We start from the raw sequence: 21,335 nt of genomic DNA on the forward strand, positions 1-21,335 counted from the left end.
CTGGCGGTGCCGGGCCCGGCCGGCCGGGTCAGTCCCCGGTGCTGAACGCGGCGTCGAACGAGGCGGCCGGCGGGTCGAACAGGTGCCGCCGGATGAACCCGATCGCCTCCTCCGCCCCGCGCAGCCGGTCCATCCCGGCGTCCTCCCACTCGACCGAGATCGGCCCGCGGTACCCGATGGCGTTCAACGCCCGGAACGACTCCTCCCACGGCACGTCGCCGTGCCCGGTGGAGACGAAGTCCCAGCCGCGCCGCGGGTCGGCCCACGCCAGGTGCGAGCCGAGCCGCCCGTTGCGGCCGTCGAAGCGCTTCTTGGTGTCCTTGCAGTCCACGTGGTAGATCCGGTCGGCGAAGTCGAGGATGAAGCCGACCGGGTCGAGGTCCTGCCACACGAAGTGCGACGGGTCCCAGTTCAGGCCGAACGCGGGCCGGTTGCCGACCGCGTCCAGCGCCCTGCGCGTGGTCCAGTAGTCGTACGCGATCTCCGACGGGTGCACCTCGTGCGCGAACCGCACCCCCACCTCGTCGAACACGTCGAGTATCGGGTTCCAGCGCCGCGCGAAGTCGGCGTAGCCCTCGTCGATCACGGCCTGCGGCACGGGCGGGAACATCGCCACGTACTTCCAGGTGGACGAGCCGGTGAAGCCGACGACCGTGCCCACGCCCAACCGGGCCGCCGCGCGGGCGGTGTCGGCCATCTCCGCCGCCGCTCGCCGCCGCACGCCCTCGGGCTCGCCGTCGCCCCAGATGCGGGACGGCAGGATCGCCTGGTGGCGGAAGTCGATCGGGTCGTCGCACACGGCCTGCCCGACCAGGTGGTTGGAGATCGTCCACACGTCGAGCCCGTACTTCTCGAGCACCGCGCGCTTCGCGGGCACGTAGTCGTCGTCCGCCAGCGCCTTGTCCACCTCGAAGTGGTCGCCGGCGCAGGCGATCTCCAGCCCGTCGTAGCCCCAGCCGGACGCGAGCCGGCACACCTCCTCGAACGGCAGGTCGGCCCACTGGCCGGTGTAGAGGGTGACCGGTCGGCTCATCGCTGGTCTCCAATCGTGGTCCACGTCGACCGCTGCGCGGCGCTGTCCTCCACCGCCGCCAGCACCCGCTGCACCCGCAGGCCGTCGGCGAAGCTCGGCGCGGGGTCGAGGCCGCCGCCGATGGCCGTCAGGAAGTCCGCCGCCTCGTGCGTGAACGTGTGCTCGTAGCCGAGCAGGTGGCCCGGCGGCCACCACGCGCCGACGTACGGGTGGTCGGCCTCGGTCACCAGCACGCGCCGGAACCCGGCGGACGAGCCGTCGTCGGCGGAGAACACCGACAGCTCGTTCATCGACTCGAAGTCGAACGCCAGGCTGCCGCGCGTGCCGTTGACCTCCAGCCGCATCGCGTTCTTGCGGCCCAGCGCGTAGCGGGTCGCCTCGAACGTGCCCAGCGCGCCGGACGAGAACCGGGCCAGGAATACCGCCGCGTCGTCCACGGTGACCTCGCCGCGGCCGTCGCCGTCGGGCCGCTCGCGCACGAACGTCTCGGTGGTGGCGCTGACCCCGGTGATCAGGTCGCCGGTCACGTACTGCGCCGCGTCCACGATGTGCGCGCCGAGGTCGCCCAGCGCCCCCGAGCCGGCCTTCTCGCGCCGCAGCCGCCACGTCATGGGCGCCTCCGGGTCGCTCAGCCAGTCCTGCAGGTACACCGCGCGGACGTGCCGGACCTCGCCGATGCGGCCTTCCCCGACCAGCCTGCGGGCCAGCGCGATCGCGGGCACGCGCCGGTAGTTGAAGGCGACCATCGACCGGACGCCCCGGCCGGCGGCCTCCTCCGCCGCGGCGGCCATCGCCTCGGCCTCGGCGACCGTGTTGGCCAGCGGCTTCTCGCACAGCACGTGCTTGCCGGCGGCGAGCGCGGCCAGCGCGATCTCGGCGTGCGTGTCGCCGGGGGTGCAGATGTCGACGAGCTGGACGTCGTCCCGGGCGACGAGCGCGCGCCAGTCGGTCTCCGCGGCCGCCCACCCGTACTTGGTCGCGGCTTCCTTCGTGCGCACCGCGTCCCGGCCGCCGACGACGGCCAGGCGGGGCGTCAGGGGCACGTCGAAGAACCGGTGGACGTTGCGCCAGGCGTGCGAGTGCACCGCGCCCATGAACGCGTGGCCGACCATGCCCACGCCGATCTCTTCCGTCATCAGCAGCCTTTCGCAGCAGTGTCGATCCAGCGGACCCGGGTCAGGAGTCGAAGCCGACGTCGAGGTACTGGTCGACGTTCTCCTTGGTCACCACGGCGGAGTAGGTCGTGATGGACGCGGGGATGTCGTGCTCGGCCATGTCGCCGATGCCCTTGGCCTGGCCGAGCAGGCGGGCCAGCGCGATCGCCGAGGACGCCATCGACGGGCTGTAGAGCACGGTGGCCTTGACCACGCCGCTGTCGGCCTTGATCAGGTCCATCATGTTGCGCGACCCCGCGCCGCCGACCATGACGAACTCCTTGCGGCCGGCGCTGTCGATGGCCGCCAGCACGCCGATGCCCTGGTCGTCGTCGTGGTTCCACAGCGCGTCCAGCTTCGACGCCGACTGGAGCAGGTTGGCGGTCTGCTGCTCGCCGGACTCGGAGGTGAACGACGCCGACACGCGCGGGCCGACGGAGAAGCCGGCCTTCGCCAGCGCGTCCTTGAAGCCCTTGCTGCGCTCCTGGGTCAGCGGCAGCGAGTCGATGCCCGCGACCTCGCCGATGATCGGGTTGGTGATGTTCTTGGCCTTCATCCGGGCGGCGATGTACTCGCCCGCGTTGACGCCCATCCGGTAGTTGTCGCCGCCGATCCACAGCCGGTAGGCCAGCGGGGTGTCGAAGACCCGGTCGAGGTTGATCACGGGGATGCCCGCGTCCATGGCCTGGCGGCCGACCTCGGTGAGCGCCTTGCCGTCGAACGGCAGCACGACCAGCACGTCGACCTTGTCGTTGATCAGCGTCTCGACCTGGCCGATCTGCTGGTTGACGTCGTTGGTGCCCTCGGTGGACTTGAACGTGACGTCGGAGAACTCGCCGGCCTGCGCCTTGGCGTTCTTGGTCATCGCCGCCATCCAGCCGTGGTCGGCGGCGGGCGCGGAGAAGCCGATGGTGACCTGCTTGCCGGGCTGGCTGTTCCGACCCGAGCCGCCCGCGACGGCGTTGGGCGCGGAGCCCGCCGACTCGTTGGACGTGCAGCCGGCCAGCAGGGCGGCGGTGCCCACGGCGGTGGTTCCCCAGAGGAAGCGGCGGCGGTCGAGTGAGGGCATGGCTGACTCCCGGGCGGTGTGTCGGGGTGGGTGGGGGGACGGGGTGTGCCGCGCGCGTCAGGTGGCGTGCGCGCCGCGGCGGCGGGCGGTGGTGCGCTGCAGGAGCACCGCGGCGACGATGATCACGCCCTTGGCGATGTTCTGGATGTCGGTGTCGAGGTTGTTCTGGGTGAAGATGTTGCCCACCACGGTGAAGATGAGGACGCCGATCAGGGTGCCGATCAGCGAGCCCCGGCCGCCGCTGAGCAGGGTGCCGCCGATGACGACCGCGGCGATGGCGTCCAGCTCGTAGAACTGGCCGTTGGTGGACGCGCCGGAGGTGGTGCGGGCGACGACCATCAGCGCGGCGATGCCGCAGCACAGGCCGGCCAGGCCGTAGACCAGGGCGGTGTGCCGGCGCACGTCGATGCCGGCCAGGCGGGCGGCCTCGGCGTTGCCGCCCACGGCGAACGTGCGGCGGCCGAACGTGGTGCGGTTGAGCAGCACCCAGCCGACCGCGAAGACCGCCGCCAGCATCCAGATCAGCACCGGGATGCCGAGGACGTCGCCGCGGAAGAACGTGCTGAACCCGGTCTCGGTGACGACCTGGGTGCGGCGGCCGGAGAGCCGTTCGGCCAGGCCCTTCGCCGACGCGTACATGGCGAGGGTGGCGATGAACGGCACGATCTTGCCGTAGGAGATCAGCAGCCCGTTGACCAGGCCGCAGCCCAGCCCGACGAGCAGCGCGCACAGCACCATCACCACCGGCCCGTAGGACTGGGTGGCCACGGTGGTCATCCACACGCCCGACAGCGCCACGATCGAGCCGACGGACAGGTCGATGCCGCCGCTGATGATCACGAACGTCATGCCGACGCTGACCACGCCGATCGCGGCGGCCAGCCGCAGCATGGTGGAGACGTTGGCCTCGGTGAGGAAGCTGTCGGGCCGGGTGGCGTAGCCGACGGCGCACAGCGCGACCAGCACGCCGAGCAGCCCGGTGAGCCTCAGGTCGAGGTTGTGCCGGCGCCGGCGCCGCTCTCGCGGCGGGGCGGGTTTCGGGTCGAGGACCGTCACTTCGGTCACGGGGCCTCCTCAGGCGCGACATCGGGGGTAACGGCGCCTCCGGTGACGGCGCTGCCCGCCATCACCAGGTCCAGCACGGCGGATTCGGTCAGCTCGTCGGCTCGCCGGTCGGCGACCACCTCGCCGTCGCGCAGGACCAGCACCCGGTCGGCGAGGCCGAGCACCTCGGCGACCTCGCTGGACACCAGCACGACGGCGACGCCGGCCGCGGCCAGCTCGTGGATCACCCGGTACAGCTCGGCGCGCGCGCCGACGTCCACGCCGCGCGTCGGCTCGTCCAGCAGCAGCACCTTGCAACCCCGGACGAGCCACCGGGCCACGACGGCCTTCTGCTGGTTGCCGCCGGAGAACTCGGCGACGAGCCGGCGCGGGTCGGCCGGGCGCAGGTCCAGCCGTTCCAGCGTGCTCCGGGAGTCCTTCAGCTCGCGGGCCCGGTCCAGGAACCCGGCGCGACTGTAGGCGGGGAGGCTGGACAGCGTCACGTTGTGCGCGACCGGCAGGTCCAGCAGCAGGGCCTGGGCCTTGCGCTCCTCCGGCGCGAGGCCGATGCCCGCCTTCACCGCGGCGACCACGCTGCCCGGCCGGACCGGTCGCCCGTCGACCGCGACCTGCCCGGCATCGGGCTTGCGCGCGCCGAACACCGTCTCCAGGATCTCGCTGCGACCGGCCCCGACGAGGCCCGCGATGCCCAGGATCTCACCCGCGCGCACGTGGAAGCCGATGTCGCGGAACTCGCCGGCGCGGGTCAGGCCGGTGACCGTGAGCACCTCCCGCGACCGGTCCACGGTGGACGCCTCGCGGTGCGGGAACACCGTCTCGACCTTGCGGCCGGACATCAGGTCGACCAGGTCGGCGGTCGGGGTGTCGGCGGGCAGGTTCGCGGCGACCGTGCGGCCGTCCTTGATGACGGTGACGCGGCTGCCGATGCGGCGGATCTCCTCCAGGCGGTGGGAGATGTAGAGGACGGCGACGCCGTCGCGGGTCAGCTCGCCGACGATGCGGAACAGGTTGTCCACCTCGTCGGCGGCCAGGGCGGCGGTCGGCTCGTCCATCACGATGAGCCGGGCGTCGTGCGCCAGCGCCCGCGCCATCGACACGAGCTGCTGCCCGGCGGCGGACAACCGGCCCACCTCGCGGTCCGGGCTGATCTCCGGGTGGCCGAGGCGCGCCATCAGCGTCGCGGCGCGGTCGCGGGCCGCGCGGCGGCGGGTGAAGCCGAACCGGGTGGGCTCGTGGCCGAGGAAGACGTTCTCCGCCACGGAGATGTCCGCCACCAGGTCCAGCTCCTGGTACATGGTGGCGATGCCCAGCCGCAGCGCGGCCACCGGCGACGGCAGCGCAGTCGGCGCGCCGCGCCAGGTGATCACGCCCTCGTCGGGCTGGTGCGCGCCGGACAGCACCTTGATCAGGGTGGACTTGCCCGCGCCGTTCTGGCCGAGCAGGCAGTGCACCTCGCCCTCGGCCACCTCCAGGTCGACCCCGTCCAACGCGCGCACGCCGGGGAACGCCTTGCCGATGCCGGTCATCCGGAGCAGGGTCATGCCTGGGCCCCTTCGTGTGAGCCGCCCGCCTGGGTGGCGTTGTCCTTGACGGGCACGGCGGTCGGGTCGTCGAGCACCGGGCGCACCGCGGCCGGCGCCGCACCCGTCCCGCCCGCGGTGAAGCCGAGCGCGGAGGCCACGACCGGGGTCCGCCCGTGCCGCTGCGGCGCGACCAGCCGGTCCTGCAGCGCGGCGGAGTAGCCGCCCAGCACGACGCGGCGCGGGTTGAGCACGGCGACCAGCACCAACAGGCCGGTGGCCGGGGCCGGTCCGGGGTCGGGCGCGCGGTCGTGGACGAGGTGGTCCGCGGAGTCGCCGGTGCGGAGGACGCGCGGCAGGAGGGCGAGGTCCGCCTCGCGCCTGCCTTCGGTCTGCACCTGCATCGGTGGCTCCGACTTCGTTGAGGGAGTCGATGGAACGAGGTGGTCCAGCTCACTTTTCGGGGTGAGTTGCGGCCGATCTTGGCAGTTGATCGCACGGGCTGACAAGAACTTGGGCCGACTTTTGTCGGTTCGTTGCAAAAGTCGGGCTTGTTTCGACGGAAGCTCGTGATCGCGCGGACGGCAGGTGGAAAGACGCGAAGGCGGAAGGAGTGGGCTGGGCGGGGCGCTGGCCGAGACGGGTGCGAGCCGACCGCAGGACGTGGCCGAGCACGGGTCGGGCGGGCGCGGGTCGGGAGTGGCGCGGCGGTCGGCTCGGGCGGCGGCCGGTTCGGGCGGCGGCCGGTTCGGGCGGCGGCCGGTCCGAGCAGCGGCCGGTCCGAGCAGCGGCCGGTCCGAGCAGCGGCCGGTCCGAGCAGCGGCCGGTCAGGTCGGTCGGGATCCGGGCCCGGTCGCGCGGATCAGGTCAGCCGGCCGGGGAGAACGCCCGGTCGGTGCCGGACCAGGCCGCGCCCGTCACGCCGGCCAGATCGCCCAGCTCCGACAGCACGATGGGCAGGTTGCCGGTCGCCAGCGGCAGGGAGCGGCGGTAGACGGCGCTGCGCACCTCGGCCAGCAGCGAGTGCCCCAGCCGCGACACGCCGCCGCCGATGACCACCATCCCCGGGTTGAGGAAGCTGACCAGGGACGCGACCACGTGCCCCAGCCTGCGCCCGCCCTCGCGCACCAGGTTGGCCGCGGCGAAGTCGCCGGCGGCGGCCGCCGTACCCACGTCCTCCGCGGTCAGCGCGCCCTTGTCCCGCAGGGCGGTGGCCAGGGCGACGGACCGGCCGCTGCGGGCCAGCGTCGTGGCGTCACGGGCCAGCGCCGAGCCCCCGAAGTACGCCTCCAGGCAGCCCACCTCGCCGCACGCGCACGCCGGGCCGAAGTCGTCGAGCCGGATGTGCCCGATGTCGCCCGCGGTGCCCGCCACGCCCCGGTATACCTTCCCGCCCAGCACGATCCCGCAGCCGATGCCGGTGCCGACCTTGACGAAGATCAGGTCCTCCAGCGACCGCGCCACGCCCGCGTGCCGCTCGCCCAGCGCCATGGCGTTCACGTCGTTGTCCACCGTCACCGGGCAGCCCCAGCGGCCCGCCAGCTCGTCCCGGACCGGGTAGCGGTCCCAGCCGGGCATGATCGGCGGCGCGACCGGCATCCCGTCGCGGAAGCTCACCGGGCCGGGCAGGCCGATGCCCGCGCCGACGAGCCTGCCCGGGGCCTTGGCGTAGACGACGTCGGCCAGCTCGGCGACGCGGCTGAGCACCTGCGCCGGTCCGCTGCGCACGTCGCAGTCCTCGCTGCGGCTCTCCAGCACCTCGCAGCGCCCGTCGGTGACCGCGACCGTCACCGACGTCGCGCCGACGTCCACGCCGAGCACCCTCAGGTCGTCGGCGAGGTGGACGAGCGTCGACCGCCGCCCGCCCCGGCTCGCCGCCGGTCCGCCGACCTGCACCAGGCCCACGTCCACCAGCCGGGCCAGCTCCGCGGTCAGCTTGGCGCGCGGCAGCTCCAGCCGCTCGCCCAGCGCGACCCGGGACATCGCGCCCTCGTCGCGGAGCAGGCCCAGCAGCTCGGACTGCCTGCCGGAAACCACCCGCGGCTGCTGGCCGCTGCCCGTCGCGCTGCTCATGGCACCAATCTACGACCGGCGGCGGGCGGTCCACTCGGGACGGCCGCGGCCTCCCACCCGGAACCCGCGCTGTTCGCCCCGGGGGTGCGGGAGGGGGCGACAGCGGGTCGGCCGCGCAGCGCCGATCACGGCCCGGTCCAGCGCCACCCGTCCAGGTCCGGCCAGAGCCGGGGCAGCCGGTCGGCGAGCACGCCGCCGAACGCGACCGTGCCCTCGTGGGAGGCGAAGGCCAGCCAGTCGAGGGCGTCGTCGGTCCACATGCCCTCGGCACCGGTGTAGACGGGGTCGAGCAGGTCGAGGTCCAGGAGGTGCTCTGCGCCGTGCTCGCGCAGCTCCACCACCCGCCCCCGACCGCGCAGGGCCTCGCGCACGACGTCGGTCCCCGGCCCGTCCCACATGGCCTCCTCGCGCAGCACCAGCACCCCGTCGGGCACCTCGTCGGCGATCATGGGGTGCCACGACAGGTTCCGCACGCCCCACCGCGAGGCGAGGCGTCGACGCCACTCGTGCGACTCCGCCGGGCCCAGCACCCGCCGGTACGCCATGTGCCCGACCGGGCCGCCGGCACCGGACCGCCAGGCGCGGACGGCGGCGGCGAACCGCCGGCGCTCCTCGTCCGCCACCTCCGCCTCCACCCGGCCGACCCACCCGGAGGTGAAGACCGACCGCGCGCTCCCGGCCGCCTCGACCAGGCGGTCGGTGAGGGGGTCGAGGGCGGGGAGCCGGTCGGGGTCGAGCCGCTCGACCTCCTCCAACACCGCCTGCACCACCTGGTAGCGCGGGTAGAGGCGCTTCGCCTCGGCCCGGTACCGGAACCCGTCGCGCGCCCGCCCGCCGTTCGGCAGCTCGGCGTACCGGGCGGTCAGCTCGTCGTGGCGCTCCACCAGGTACCGACGCGCCATCGAGTGCAGCTCCCGTGGTTCCACCGGCGGAGCGTAAATCGGTCGCCCGGCCCGGGGCACCCGGATTGCGTCACGCGGCCCGCGGTCGGACCTCGCGTTGCTCCTGTTGGATCTCGCGGTTGAGGAAGTAGTTCAGCGCGGTGCGGATGGCGGCGATGGCGGCCAGTTGGCCGATCTCCGCGAAGCTCGGCGCGAACGCGCTGCGCAGGATGTCGGCCGCCAGCTGGAACTCCAGCCCCAGCAGCAGGAACCGGCTCAACGACAGGCGGATCGGGGTGAACACCGCCGCGTCCCGGTGCCGCAGCCCCCGCACGACGAACCGCCCGACGGCCAGCAGCGCCCCGAGCAGGATCACCCCGACCCCGGCCGCCTCCACCACCGCCACGGCCACGTCCACCGCCGTCTTGAGCGTCTCCTCGCCCATGCGCCCACCTCCACGCGACGACTTACCCGGGCGCGCCCACCCCGACACCGGTCGAGGGGCGACGTGCCCTCAGCGCGGTGTCGTGGGGCACCACGGGGCGCGGCGGAGGTCGACGTCCTGGCGGTTCGGGTAGTCGCCGCACGAGGCCAGCACCGCCGGCGCCTTGCCGTCGGCCACGCGCAGGACGGCCAGGAACTTGTCGATCGGCACCTGGCCGTCGCCGAAGTCGATCACACCGCTCTCCCCCGACAGCGCGTGCGCGCCGCCGATGTCGCTCATCTCCTTCCACACGTGCCCGGGCGAGACCGGGATGTCACCCAGCTGGATCATGGCGTGCACGAACAGGTAGAGGGCGTCGTAGGTGAGGGCGGCGTGCCCGTCCAGCGACGGGTTCGCGTCGCCCGCGCACTGCTCCGGCACGAGTTCGCGCAGCGTCTGGTGCATCTCCGTCGCCGCACCGCAGCCCTGCGCGCCGATCGCGAACGACACGTACTCGAACGGGATCTCCGGGTGCTCGCCGCGCAGCGTGTCGTCGGCGGCGTAGCGCGCGACGTCGTCGCCGGCCAGCAGCACCGGCGGGTCGCTCTTGCAGCCGGCGCTCACCCCGTCGAGCAGCTTGCCGAAGTCCGCGGGCCGCCCGGCGAACAGCACCACCTCGTCGTCGCCCACGCCGCACAGGCCCTGGCCCAGCCGCCGGGCGTCGGAGCCCTGCCCCACCGACACCGGCCGGTAGGGCTCCTCGCGCACCCGCAGCCCCTGCTCGGTGAACCGCAGCACCGCGTCGGCGCGCAGGTTGGTCGCGTAGGAGTCCTCCTGGTCGCTGGAGTGCACGATCACCACGCCCCGCCGGTCCGGGTACGAGGCCCGCACGTACCGCGCCAGCACCCGGGCCTGCCGGTCGTTGGTGGGCGAGATCTGGAAGTACATGCGCGACGCGGTGGGCATCTCGTCGTCGGACAGCGTCGCGGCCACCACGGGCAGGCCGACCTCGCCCAGCGCGGTGATCGTGTTCCGGGTCGGCGTGCTGCTCAACGCCATGCCGAGCACGCCGATGATGCTCTTGTCCCGCTCCAGCATCGAGCGGAGCACCCCCGCCACCACGTCGCCGTGCTGCATCGCCGAACCCGCGTTGCCGAGCAGGACCCGGATCAGCGGCTCGTCGGAGTCGGTGCGGTCGAGCAGCCGCGCCTGCCGGGCCGCGACGCCGACCAGCCGCGCGGTGTTGCTGGCCAGCGCGTCGCGGGCCGCGCTCATCGCCGACACGTAGACCACGGTCGCGTACGGGCGGCCGGGGTCGCGCCGGTGCGCCGCCAGGACCTCCTCGTTCTGGCGGACGATCAGCTCCTGGGTCTCGTTGAAGTGCCGCAGGTCGTCGCCGTCGGCCTGGCCGAACAGCGGCACGTGGCCGGTGGTGACGCCCACGCAGTCGTCGCCGACGCGCTTGACGTTGCCCGCGTCGGGGTTGTCCCGGTCGAGCCCGCAGTGCTCGTACCGCCAGGCGTCCTCGGCCGCGACGACCTCGCGCACGTGCCGGTACCCGAACGTGGCCACCGACGCGAGCAGGAGCAGCACCACGACCGTCAGCACGGACGTGCGCGACCAGATCGGGGCCTGCCGCACGGACAGCGTCGCCGTCGGCGGCACCTCGCTGCGGGCGAAGGCCACGTCGGGCACCTGGAGGGGCAGGAACCACGCGGTCGGGCGGCGGGCGCGGCTGTCGGTGGCCAGCTTGCGGGTCCACGTCTCGTAGTTCTGGCCGGCCTGGCTCACCGGAGCCGGTGCGCGCTCGACGGTGGTCTCCGCGTCCGGCGGCACCTTGGCGCTGCCGCTGATGATGACGAGCGGGTCGAACGCGCCGGTGTCGTTGCGCACGTCGTTGATGATCTTCAGCACGGCGTAGCCGCCGTTGTCGCGGCGGATGCCGTCCAGCAGCACGACCGGGTAGACCGTCCGGCGGGCGGACCTGATCCGCCACCACGACCGCCGGTACGCGTGGCGCACGTCCTCCAGGAACGCGTTGACCAGCAGCTTGGCCAGCTGCCCGGTGTCCTCGCGCGGTTCGGCGCTCTCGCCGGGCACCAGCGCGGAGGTCAGCCGCTCGGCGAAGCCGATGAACGTGCCCGGGTCGTGCGGGGCGAGGTAGGGCTGGCGCAGCAGCCAGCGGTACTCGCTGCCCGGCACGAGCCCGCGCAGCTTCGCCCGGAACAGGAACGACGGCGCGAGCCGCACCACCAGCCGCACCCACCACGGCGCGGCCTCGGCGGCGTTGTCCAGGACGTCCTTCAAATCGTCCCCGCTGCGCCGGCCGAGGTCGCGCTGGCGTAATCGGGTCAGCAGGGTGGCGGCCGACTCGGGGTCCGCGCCGTCGAGGCGCTGGTTCATCAGCCAGTAGACCAGCTCGAAGCGGCGGAACTCGTGCCGCCCGTAGCGGTCGTTCGCGCCGTGCGCCAGCTCGCGGGCGACGTGCACCAGCACCGCGCCGACCGCCTCCAGGGTGGCGGGCTCGGGCGTGCCCGCGTCCGGGGCCGGGTCGGGGAAGCGGTGGTAGGCGTGCGGCACGCGACCGGGGTGCGCGCCGCGCAGGTGCGCCTGGAGGACCGGCAGCAGGCCGGCCGCCCGCCTGCCCCGCACCAGGCAGACCAGCGGGATGCCGCGTTCCCCGCCCGCCCGCGCCCCGGACCGGCGGCCGGGCAGCTCGCCGAACCTCGGCCGCTCGGTCAACTCCTGGAGGAGCTTCACCAGCTCGTCCATGACCTCGATCGACGAGAACCGCTCCCCCGCACCCTGTTCGGTCACCGGACTCCTCGCGCGGACCAGGTCGTCGCGCCTCCGCGGCGCGACGCAGGACGTCCGACCCTAGCCGCCGCGGCGGTCCGGGCCGGCCCTTTCGGCACTGTTCCCGCACGTCACCGCACTCTTGCGGGTCCGGTGACCGAGGACGGGGCGGGGCGCGGGACCCCGGCGGGACGCCCGCATCCCGGGCGAAGGAGCGGGCCCTTTCAATCCCTTCCACCCGATCGGGCGATGCGCACAACACACAGTAGCCAGAGAGCAAGGGAAACGTGACGAGTGTCACCCATTGATGGTCACGCCTTGCCCTCGTAAAACACGAACGGTTACGTTCTCGGCCGCAGATCACGGTTCCATCACCGAAGGGACACGGCCCGACTCCCCCGAAACGGCCCGCGTCCACCTGGATCCCCCGCCAGGTCCGGTGACGGAGTTCCCCGACCGCAGGAGGCTGCACCCTTGGCTCGGCACGCCCGTCACAAAGACAAACGTGGGCAGACCACGTTCCGGGTACCCCCACCGCCCCCCGGTTACCGGGGCGCCCACCGCGCCGAAGCCGAGCGGGTCCTCCCGCGGCGCTTCGCGAGCGTGGCGGTGGCAGTCGGCATCGTGTCCGGCGCCGGGGCCGCGGCCCACGCGATGACCGGGACGTTCAGCCCGGTGGCCGGTGGCGCGGACCTCGGCGGCGTGCCGGACGACACCGCCCGCACCGGCAAGGTCGAGACGGTGCACGCCGTCGACCTCGGCTCGGAGACCGCGCGGATCATCCGCCAGGAGCAGCTGACCGCGCTCCAGACGTTCAACCAGGCCAGCGGCATCGCGCAGGACGGCTACGCGGCCCGCAAGGCGGCCGAGGAGAAGGCGGCGCGCGAGGCCCGCGAGGCCGAGGAGGCGCGCAAGCCGCCCAAGCAGCGCCAGGTCGAGGGCTGGATCCGCGAGGCGATCGGCATCCTGGCCGCCAACGGCACGCCGATCGACGAGAGCAGCGTCGACGAGATCTACACGATCATCATCAAGGAGTCCAACGGCAACCCCAACGCCGTGAACACCTGGGACTCCAACGCCGCCCGCGGCACACCTTCCAAGGGCCTGATGCAGTGCATCGACCCCACGTTCCAGGTCTACAAGCTGCCCGGTCACGACGACATCTACGCGCCGGTCGACAACATCATCGCCGGTGTGCGCTACACGTACGCGCGCTACGGCGGGTTCGGCGGGCACCCCGGCCTGGTCAGCATGAGCGCCGGCAGCGGGTACGTCGGCTACTGACCCGACGGCCGCGGGGACCCCGGGCGGGGACCCCGCGGCCTCGCGGTCGACCCAGCCGGAAGGCGGCCACCCGGATCGGTGACGGCGTCGTGCCGCTGGAGCGCTGCTGGTACCGGATCGACAGCACGCCGTCGACCGCCACCCGGGGCGCGTCGACGTTCACCTCGCCGAACGCGTTCACCGACGGCCGGTCGAACGCCGGGGTCCGGTCGGTCCACCCGCCCGCCCGGCTCGATCCGACCGCGCGGCATCACCGGGTGGGCGTTGTCGGCGCGGTCGAAGACGAGCTTCGTGCGCTGCGTGCTGCCCGGCGCGACGGGCACCTCCCGCTTGGTCCACGTGCCGTAGGCGTCGCGCACGACGTGGCACGTGCGGCCGTGCCGGGCGCGTTGCCGGGCGTGGTCCGAGACGCACCGCGCGAACCGGCCCGGCACGTAGCCGATCACCACGTGCGGCGTACCCGTCGAGCCCACCGCCTGCCCCTCCTGGTTCATCAAGCCGAACGGGGGCCGCCGTGGGCGCGGCGAGCGGGCGGTTGGCGCTGCGCACGTGGACCCGCGGCGCCGTCGAGGACCGGCGGCAGGTGGCGCGGCTGCTCGACCGGGGCGTGCAGGCGCTCCTGGTCGCGCCCGGCACCACCGGTTCCGCCGGGCGCGACCTGCCGCGCCGGCCGGGCGGGCCGCGGGTGCCGGTGGTGCCGGTCGAGCGGATGCCGCCGCCGGAGCCGCCCACCACCGGGCTGGACGCCGGGGTCACCGACCACGCGCTGGGCGCGGGCCCGGCCGTGCGGCACCTGGCGTCGCCGGGGCACCGCGCGGTCGGGCTGGTCCTGTCGCGGCCGAGCCCGCACCGGGAGGTCGTCCCGGAGGGCTGGTCGGCGGCGGTGTCGTCGCCGGACCTCTCGGTGGGCCGGCCGGGCGCCGCCGACCCGTTGGACCGCCCGGTGCACCGGGTCGGCGCTGTGGCCGAGCCTGGTCGTGCGCGAGTCCTGCGGCGCCCCGCGACGGCTCCCGGAGCAGGCCGGACCGACCCCGCCCGGTGACCGCCCACGAGCCGCCGGTGGTGCATTCGGGTGGCGGAACACCCGTCCAACAGCCGCTGACCGCGCCGTCGCGGGGTGGCTAGCGTCGAGTCCGTTGGGGGCTTCGGCACTTCCGGTTCACCGCCACCGAGGGTCTGCGACGCCCCCCGGGTAGCGCGATCGACGCGCACCGAACACGGGAGGTACGTGTGTTCAGACCACGAAAGCGCGGTGAGGCACTGGGAGTCGCCGTCCTGGCGGTGGGGTTGCTGACCTCGCCCGTCACGGCCGGCGCGCACCCCGCGGCGGACGCCGGGCAGGCCGCGCCCGGCGCCCAACCGCACACCGTCACCCTGATCACCGGCGACCGGGTCGTGGTGACCGGCGCGGCGGTCGGGTCGTTCCAGCCGGGACCCGGCCGCGCCGGGGTCGTCTTCCACTCCGCGCACCGGGACGGGCGGCTCAGCGTCGTGCCCGACGACGCCGTCCGGGGTGTCGCGTCGGGCCGGCTCGACCCCCGGCTGTTCGACGTCACGGGGCTCATCGAGGCCGGCTACGACGACGCCCGCAGCGACCACGTGCCGCTCATCGTCACCGGCACGCCCACCACCGGCCTGCGCTCGGCCCGCGCGCTGCCCGGCGCGGTGGCCACGCGCGCGCCCAAGGCCGACGCCGGCGCCACGTTCCGCGAGCTGCTCGCCGACCCTGGCGTGACCCGGGTGTGGCTGGACGGCGTGCTGCGGCCCACCCTCGACCGCTCGGTGCCGCAGATCGGCGCGCCCACCGCGTGGCGGGCCGGGTACACCGGCAAGGGCGTGAAGGTCGCCGTGCTCGACAGCGGTGTCGACGGCGAGCACCCCGACCTCAGGGGCAAGGAGGTCGCCGAGCGCAACTTCACCGACGACCCCGACGCCACCGACCGCCAGGGCCACGGCACGCACGTCGCCGCCACCATCGCCAGTGGCGACCGGACCTACCGCGGCGTCGCGCCCGACGCCCGCATCCTCGACGGCAAGGTCTGCTCGGACAACGGCTGCCCCGAGTCGGCGATCCTGGCCGGCGTGCAGTGGGCCGTGGACGAGGGCGCGGACGTCGTCAACCTCAGCCTCGGCGGCTACGACTCCCCCGGCGTGGACCCGCTGGAGGAGGCGATCAACCAGGTGAGCGCGAAGACCGGCACCCTGTTCGTCGTGGCCGCGGGCAACGGCGGGCGCGGCCGGTCGATCGACTCGCCGGGCAGCGCGGACGCCGCCCTCACCGTGGGCGCGGTGCGGCACGACGACGACCTGGCCCACTTCTCCAGCCGCGGCCCGCGCAACGGCGACGACGCGGTGAAGCCCGACATCACCGCGCCCGGCCTGAACATCGTCGCCGCCAGGGCCGCCCAGGGCGTGCTGGGCACCCCGGTCGGCAAGCGGCACGTGGCGCTGTCCGGCACCTCGATGGCCACGCCGCACGTGGCCGGCGCCGCCGCCCTGCTCGCCCAGGAGCACCCCGACTGGACCGGCGCGCGGATCAAGGCCGTGCTCATGGCCTCGGCCAGGCCGAACCCCGGGCTGGGCGTGTTCGACCAGGGCGCGGGCCGGGTGGACGTGGCCCGCGCGATCACGGCCACCGTCGGCGCGGACCCGGTCAGCCTCACGTTCGAGGAGCAGCCGTGGCCGCACCAGGACGACGCGCCGGTCACCAAGACCGTCACCTACCGCAACGACGGCCCGACGCCGGTCGCGTTCGACCTCACCGCCGAGCTGCGCGGCCCGAACGGGGCCGCCGTGCCCGCCGGGCTGCTGACCGTCGACCCGGCGCGGGTGACGGTGCCCGCCGGCGGCACGGCGACCGTGGCGGTCACCGCGGACACCAGGGTCGGCGCGCTCGACGGCGTCTTCTCCGGCGTGCTCGTCGGCGGACCCACGCGCGTGCCCGTCAGCCTCGCCCGCGAGGTCGAGAGCTACGACATCGCGATCGAGAACGTCGACGGCGACGGCAACCCCGCGCTGGACAACTCGACCGCGCTCGTGGGCATGGACAACGACGTCTACGAAACCCTGTACGGGCCCGACGGCACCGCCAGGGCGCGCGTGCCCAAGGGCGAGTACACGGCCCGCTCGGTCATCCGCAACTGGCCCAAGACCGCCGTGCTGGCCCGGCCCGCGCTCACCGTCGACGCCGACCACACCCGGTTCACCTTCGACGCCCGCACCGCCAAGCCGCTGACCGTGACCGCGCCCGACCCGGCCGCGACGCCGATGATCGGCGACATCAACGTGTCCCGGCTGCTCAACGGCAGGCGCGTGGTGCTCAACACCGCGTTCATCGGCGGGTTCGGCGACATGACCATCGGCCACGTCGGGCCCACCCTGACCGACGACGAGCTGACGGTCTCGGTGGGCGCGCAGTTCCAGGGCCCGCGGGTGGACGGCACGCCGACGCACTACCGGTTCCGCTGGATGGAGCACGGCGCGGTGCCCACCGGGTTCAGCCGCGCGCCCGCGGTCGACGAGCTGACCGAGGTGCGGACCACGTTCGCACCCGGCCCGGCGGACCGGCAGTACCTGCACAGCGGCAACGCGAGCCCGCCCGACGGCTCGGGCGGCTGGTCGGTCGGCCTGCCGGTGCCGGTCGGCGGCGCGGTGGTCGACCTGATCACGCCCGAGCAGCTCACCTGGAGCTGGGGCTTCCAGCAGCTCTCGCCGCAGTACCGGACGGAGGCCGACTACTCCTCGTTCAACCGCACCTACCGGCTCGGCGAGCGGTACGCGGAGCGGTTCGTGCAGCCGGTGCTCGGCCCGGGCCTGGCCGGCTACTCGGCCACGTACCTCGGCCTGTACGAGGACCGCGTCACGGCACAGGTCCCGCTGATCAACGACCGGGACGGCCACCTCGGCCGGGGCAGCTACGAGTCGGCCCGCACCGCGGTGTACCGGGACGGCAGGCTGGTCGGCCTGGTCCGCGACCAGTGGGGCGAGTTCACCGTGCCCGAGGGCGAGGCCGACTTCCGGGTGGAGCACGACCTGGTCCGCGACCCGGCGGCGAGCGAGCTGACCACGCGGGTCAGCGGGAGGTGGACGTTCCACGCGAGCACGCTGCCCGACGGCCAGGGCCGCCGGCTGCCGCTGTCCGTGGTGCGGTTCACCCCGGCGCTGGCGGCCGACGGCAGCGCGCCCGCCGGGCGGCTGCTGAGCGTGCCGCTGACCGTGGAGCAGCAGGACGGCGCGGACAACGGCGAGGTGGGCCAGGTCCGGGTCGACGTGTCGTTCGACGACGGCAGGTCGTGGCGGCGGGTGCCGGTCGCGGGCGGCGCGGCCCTCGTCCGGCACCCCGACGCGGCCGGTTACGCCTCGCTGCGCGCGTCCGGGACCGACAGCGACGGCAACTCGTTCGAGCACACCGTGATCCGCGCGTACAAGATCGCGCGTCGGTGAGGTGCGGCCGGTGCCCCGGGCCGGTCGGTCCGGGGCATCAGCCGCGCCGCCTGCGGGCGACCAGGGTCAGCGCCGCCGCGCCGGCGACCACCAGCAGCCCGCCGATCGCCACGACCGGCCCGACGTTCGCGCCGGTGTCGGCCAGGAGGTCCTGGCCCGGTCCGGGGCGGGTCGGGGTGAACGGGGTGGTCGGGACGGTCGTCAGGCCGGTGGTGGTCGACGGTGACGTGGTGGTCGTCGGTCGGGTGGTCGTGGTGGTCGGTTGGGTCGTGGTCGGTTGGGTGGTGGTCGTCGGCTGAGTCGTGGTCGGCTGGGTCGTGGTGGTGGTGGTGGTGGTCGTCGTCGTCGTGGGCACGGCGCAGGACGGCAGGTCGCCGGTGAACGGGTAGGCGTGGAACTCGTTGCCCGTGCCCCCGCCCGTGCCGCCGTGGGTCAGCGAGCCGGTGGTGAAGAAGCGGCCCGCCGTGCCGGGCACGGTCACCGTCGTCGTGCTCGCCGGGTTGCCCACCAGCACGCTGCCCTGGAACTGGGCCGTGCCGCCGATCTCGGCCGCGGTGGCGTCGGGGAAGTTCCACAGCAGGCGCTCGCGCAGCGCGTTGAGCTGCCCGCCGTCGGTCAGCTCACCGGTGTAGGTGACGATCCGGCGGGCCGCGCCGACCAGGTTCACCAGCACCGTCGCGCCGGCCGGCACGCCCTCGAACACCAGGCCCTGCTGCCCGCCGCCCGACCCGACCAGGTCGAAGTCGACGGTGAACACCTGGAGCGCCGACGTGCCGTCGCCGGTGAACACCGTCTGGTAGCCCTGGTTCACGGCCGTGCCCGTGGCGGTCGCCGCCGCGTAGCACCGGCTCGCGGCGCTCAGCTGCGCGGACAGCCCGGCGTACGGGGCGAACGCCTCGGGGTCGGGCCGGTCGATGCCGGTGATCGCGCCCGTCAGCGGCCCCGCGTGGTGCACCACGCCGCCCTCGGCGACCAGTCTCTGACCGGCCGCCACGGTCACCGCGCCACCGGTGACCAGGAAGTCGGTCCCCTCCGGCGGCGGCACGCGCGAGCCGACGCCCACGACGCCCACGTTGTAGATCGAGGACGCGCCCGGCGCCTTGGCCAGGTCGAAGTCGCCGCCGACCACGACCCGGCCCTCGGCCTCGGCCGCGCTCTGCCGGACCAGGAAGTCACCGCCGACGAAGATGTTCACCGCCTCGTCGCGCCCGGCGAACCCGCCGTTGTTCACCGGCGGGAACGTGCCGGGGCACTGCGGGCCGAGGCACGGCCCGAGCCCGCCGGGCAGCGGGTCGGCGACGCCGACGCCGGACGAGGCGACGGCCGCGATCAGCGCCGCCGCGCCGACGACTCCGAGCAGGTGGGTCCGTGGCATGCGGTCAATGCTCGGCGTGCGCGCGTCACCCGCACGCCGGACGACCGCATGGGGTGACGAACAGCCCCCGACAAGGTGACGCCGGTGCTCGCGCAGGCGGGTGCCGTCGCCCGACCGGGACGCGACCATCCACAGTGGACAGCTTCAGTCGGGGTGGCGACCGAGCAGGTCCGCCGCGTGCACCGCCTCCAGCGACAGCGTCTTGTACCCGACGTCCTCGAACAGCACGGTGACCCGGTCGGCCTCGCTCTGCACCACCGTGCCGGAGCCGAACTCGGTGTGGTGGACCCGCGACTGCGCCGGGTACTCGGGGTTGGCCGACACGCCCGTGCCCGCCGCGCCGCTCTCGCACGTGTCGCAGTTGCCGCACGCCCGTTCCAGCACCTCGCCGAAGTACCCCAGCAGGTGCTGCCGCCGGCACGCCCTGGTCTCCGCGTACGCGCGCATCACCTCGATCCGGGACTTGTCGAGCCGTTGCAGCCGCTCGGCCTCCTCCACCGCCAGGTCGGCCGCCCGCTCCGGCGCCACCACCAACCGGAACCGCGCCTTGGCCACCCGCGCCGCGTCGACCCGCTCCAGCAGGTTCAGCCCCGAGGTGACCGCGCGGCGCGACCGGCCCATCTCCCGCGCCAGCTCGGTGACGCGCAGCCCGGGGTGGTCCCGGACGAACTCCGCCAGCTCCACGAACGCGTCCCGGTCGACGTGCCGCGACTGCAGGAACCGCTGCAACCCCAGGTCCTGCGAGCGGTAGAACAGCACGGCCCGCGCGGGCTCGCCGTCCCGGCCCGCCCGGCCGATCTCCTGGTAGTAGGCGTCCAGCGAACCGGGCGCGGAGGCGTGCGCGACGAACCGCACGTCCGGCTTGTCGATGCCCATGCCGAACGCCGAGGTGGCCACGACCACCTCCAGCCGGTCGCGCATGAACGCGTCCTGCACCCGTTCCCGGTCGGCGGCCTTCATGCCGGCGTGGAAGGGCTCGGCGACGACCCCGCGCCCGGCCAGCTCCTCGGCGTACCGGCGGGCGTCCTTGCGGGTCACCACGTAGACCAGGCCGGGCTTGGGCGCCTCCTTCACCCAGTCGAGGAGGGCGCGCCGCTTGTCGTCGTCCTCCACGAACGTGCGCACCTCCAGCGACAGGTTGGGCCGGTCGAAGCCGATCGCCACCACCACCGGGTCGCGCATGCCGAGCTGCGCGATCACGTCCTCGCGCACGGTCGTGCCCGCGGTGGCGGTCAGGGCGAGCACGGGCGGGCGGCCGACCCGCTCCACCGCCGCGTTCAGCCGCAGGTAGTCGGGCCGGAAGTCGTGGCCCCAGGCGGACACGCAGTGCGCCTCGTCCACCACGAACAGCTCCGGCTTGCCCAGCCGGTCCAGCACCTCGGGGTTGGCGAGCTGCTCGGGCGACAGGAACAGGTAGCGGACCTCGCCGCGCTCCACGGCGTCCCAGGTGGCCTGGTTGTCCACATCGGACCGCGCGGAGTTCACCAGGGCCGCGGTCGGCGCGCCGTGCTCGCGCAGCGACTCCACCTGGTCGCGCTGCAACGCGATCAGCGGCGACACGACGACGACGAGGCCGTCCAGCAGCACGCCGGGCACCTGGTACACGGCCGACTTGCCCGCGCCGGTCGGCAGCACGACGAACACGTCCCGCCCCGCCAGCACCTCCTCCATGGCGTCGATCTGCTCGTCGCGCAGCTCGGCCCACCCGAACACGTCCTCGGCCGCCCGGCGCAGGCGCTGCCGCACGCCGCTCACCGGCTCGCCCGTTCCCGCGCGAGGAGCCCGCCGACCACGACGAGCACCGCGCCCAGCACCAGGAACCCCAGGTCGTAGGCCAGTTCGTGCGGTCCGGTTCGGACGTGGTGCACCCCGAGGACCAGGTGGTCCACCACGCCCTCGACCAGGTTGAACACACCCCACCCGGCCACCACCCCGCCCCACAGGACGCGGCCGGGCAGCCGACCGGCGCGGTTGAGCAGGCCCACGCCGACCAGCACCAGCAGCAGGCACAGCAGGTGGAACAGCCCGTCGCCGATCATGTTGCGGTGCAGGTCGTCGGGGTACCACCCGGACAGCATGTGGTGCCAGCCCAGGAGTTGGTGGACGACGATGCCGTCCACGAAGCCACCGATCCCCAGGCCGAGCACCAGCGCCGATCGCGCGCCTCTGGTCATGGCCCGGGAGTTGCCCGACCGGGGGTGCTCAAACTCGGGCCGCG

The 21,335-nt window shown here is 74.2% G+C and carries 16 protein-coding genes; 3 read left to right on the top strand and 13 right to left on the bottom strand.

Going from position 1 to position 21,335, the window contains the following annotated elements:
* Positions 1-28: 28 nt before the first annotated feature.
* The 10 genes from ACIGNX_RS18040 to ACIGNX_RS18085 form a co-directional block, all read right to left on the bottom strand.
* The gene (locus tag ACIGNX_RS18040; RefSeq protein WP_396541362.1) at positions 29-1,033 is read right to left on the bottom strand and encodes a sugar phosphate isomerase/epimerase family protein; all 1,005 of its coding nucleotides are present in this window, start codon (positions 1,031-1,033) and stop codon (positions 29-31) included.
* A complete protein-coding gene (locus ACIGNX_RS18045) occupies positions 1,030-2,169 on the bottom strand; it encodes a Gfo/Idh/MocA family protein (protein ID WP_396541364.1) in 1,140 nt (379 codons plus the stop codon). The genes ACIGNX_RS18040 and ACIGNX_RS18045 overlap by 4 nt, the downstream gene beginning before the upstream one ends.
* A 40-nt stretch (positions 2,170-2,209) precedes the next feature.
* Positions 2,210-3,256 carry a substrate-binding domain-containing protein gene (locus tag ACIGNX_RS18050; protein ID WP_396541366.1) on the bottom strand — a complete coding sequence of 349 codons (1,047 nt, stop codon included), beginning with the start codon at positions 3,254-3,256 and terminating at the stop codon, positions 2,210-2,212.
* A gap of 57 nt (positions 3,257-3,313) precedes the next feature.
* On the bottom strand, positions 3,314-4,246 hold the full coding sequence (locus tag ACIGNX_RS18055) for an ABC transporter permease (RefSeq protein ID WP_396541926.1): 933 nt from the start codon (positions 4,244-4,246) through the stop codon (positions 3,314-3,316).
* Positions 4,247-4,317: 71 nt separating this feature from the next.
* Positions 4,318-5,862 carry a sugar ABC transporter ATP-binding protein gene (locus ACIGNX_RS18060; protein WP_396541368.1) on the bottom strand — a complete coding sequence of 515 codons (1,545 nt, stop codon included), beginning with the start codon at positions 5,860-5,862 and terminating at the stop codon, positions 4,318-4,320.
* Complete coding sequence (locus ACIGNX_RS18065) at positions 5,859-6,245, bottom strand: hypothetical protein (protein ID WP_396541370.1); 387 nt, start codon at positions 6,243-6,245, stop codon at positions 5,859-5,861. Before ACIGNX_RS18065 ends, ACIGNX_RS18060 begins: the two co-directional genes overlap by 4 nt.
* Before the next feature lie 463 nt (positions 6,246-6,708).
* Entirely contained in the window at positions 6,709-7,914 is a 1,206-nt protein-coding gene (locus ACIGNX_RS18070) for an ROK family protein (RefSeq protein ID WP_396541372.1), read from the bottom strand.
* A gap of 125 nt (positions 7,915-8,039) precedes the next feature.
* Positions 8,040-8,840, bottom strand: a complete 801-nt coding sequence (locus ACIGNX_RS18075) for a hypothetical protein (protein WP_396541374.1) — start codon at positions 8,838-8,840, stop codon at positions 8,040-8,042.
* Between the two features lie 46 nt (positions 8,841-8,886).
* Positions 8,887-9,240 carry a DUF1622 domain-containing protein gene (locus ACIGNX_RS18080; protein ID WP_396541375.1) on the bottom strand — a complete coding sequence of 118 codons (354 nt, stop codon included), beginning with the start codon at positions 9,238-9,240 and terminating at the stop codon, positions 8,887-8,889.
* Between the two features lie 69 nt (positions 9,241-9,309).
* A complete protein-coding gene (locus tag ACIGNX_RS18085; protein WP_396541377.1) occupies positions 9,310-12,036 on the bottom strand; it encodes an ABC transporter substrate-binding protein in 2,727 nt (908 codons plus the stop codon).
* A 582-nt stretch (positions 12,037-12,618) separates the two neighbouring features.
* Between ACIGNX_RS18085 and ACIGNX_RS18090 the strand changes: the two genes are divergently transcribed.
* From ACIGNX_RS18090 to ACIGNX_RS18100, 3 genes are all read left to right on the top strand, one after another.
* Positions 12,619-13,299: a transglycosylase SLT domain-containing protein gene (locus ACIGNX_RS18090; protein WP_396541379.1), complete on the top strand. Its 681-nt coding sequence runs from the start codon at positions 12,619-12,621 to the stop codon at positions 13,297-13,299.
* A 514-nt stretch (positions 13,300-13,813) separates the two neighbouring features.
* Entirely contained in the window at positions 13,814-14,341 is a 528-nt protein-coding gene (locus tag ACIGNX_RS18095) for a hypothetical protein (RefSeq protein ID WP_396541381.1), read from the top strand.
* Positions 14,342-14,529: 188 nt separating this feature from the next.
* Positions 14,530-17,742 (top strand): S8 family serine peptidase, encoded by a 3,213-nt coding sequence (locus ACIGNX_RS18100; RefSeq protein ID WP_396541383.1) that lies wholly within the window; start codon positions 14,530-14,532, stop codon positions 17,740-17,742.
* A gap of 37 nt (positions 17,743-17,779) precedes the next feature.
* Here ACIGNX_RS18100 and ACIGNX_RS18105 read toward each other — a convergent pair whose 3' ends face one another.
* From ACIGNX_RS18105 to ACIGNX_RS18115, 3 genes are all read right to left on the bottom strand, one after another.
* Positions 17,780-19,117: a choice-of-anchor A family protein gene (locus tag ACIGNX_RS18105; protein ID WP_396541385.1), complete on the bottom strand. Its 1,338-nt coding sequence runs from the start codon at positions 19,115-19,117 to the stop codon at positions 17,780-17,782.
* A gap of 144 nt (positions 19,118-19,261) precedes the next feature.
* Positions 19,262-20,872 carry a RecQ family ATP-dependent DNA helicase gene (locus ACIGNX_RS18110; RefSeq protein WP_396541387.1) on the bottom strand — a complete coding sequence of 537 codons (1,611 nt, stop codon included), beginning with the start codon at positions 20,870-20,872 and terminating at the stop codon, positions 19,262-19,264.
* Positions 20,869-21,291, bottom strand: coding sequence for a DUF2243 domain-containing protein (locus ACIGNX_RS18115; RefSeq protein ID WP_396541389.1), 423 nt, complete (start codon positions 21,289-21,291; stop codon positions 20,869-20,871). Before ACIGNX_RS18115 ends, ACIGNX_RS18110 begins: the two co-directional genes overlap by 4 nt.
* Positions 21,292-21,335: the final 44 nt, after the last annotated feature.

The sequence above is a fragment of the Actinosynnema sp. NPDC053489 genome (assembly GCF_044544865.1).
GTDB lineage: Bacteria > Actinomycetota > Actinomycetes > Mycobacteriales > Pseudonocardiaceae > Actinosynnema.

Excerpts from the sequence above, each read along its gene's own strand:
- ACIGNX_RS18115 (WP_396541389.1), bottom strand. The coding sequence starts at position 21,291 with ATGACCAGAGGCGCGCGATCGGCGCTGGTGCTCGGCCTGGGGATCGGT.
- ACIGNX_RS18045 (WP_396541364.1), bottom strand. The coding sequence starts at position 2,169 with ATGACGGAAGAGATCGGCGTGGGCATGGTCGGCCACGCGTTCATGGGC.
- ACIGNX_RS18105 (WP_396541385.1), bottom strand. The coding sequence starts at position 19,117 with ATGCCACGGACCCACCTGCTCGGAGTCGTCGGCGCGGCGGCGCTGATC.
- ACIGNX_RS18070 (WP_396541372.1), bottom strand. The coding sequence starts at position 7,914 with ATGAGCAGCGCGACGGGCAGCGGCCAGCAGCCGCGGGTGGTTTCCGGC.
- ACIGNX_RS18080 (WP_396541375.1), bottom strand. The coding sequence starts at position 9,240 with ATGGGCGAGGAGACGCTCAAGACGGCGGTGGACGTGGCCGTGGCGGTG.
- ACIGNX_RS18050 (WP_396541366.1), bottom strand. The coding sequence starts at position 3,256 with ATGCCCTCACTCGACCGCCGCCGCTTCCTCTGGGGAACCACCGCCGTG.
- ACIGNX_RS18060 (WP_396541368.1), bottom strand. The coding sequence starts at position 5,862 with ATGACCCTGCTCCGGATGACCGGCATCGGCAAGGCGTTCCCCGGCGTG.
- ACIGNX_RS18065 (WP_396541370.1), bottom strand. The coding sequence starts at position 6,245 with ATGCAGGTGCAGACCGAAGGCAGGCGCGAGGCGGACCTCGCCCTCCTG.
- ACIGNX_RS18040 (WP_396541362.1), bottom strand. The coding sequence starts at position 1,033 with ATGAGCCGACCGGTCACCCTCTACACCGGCCAGTGGGCCGACCTGCCG.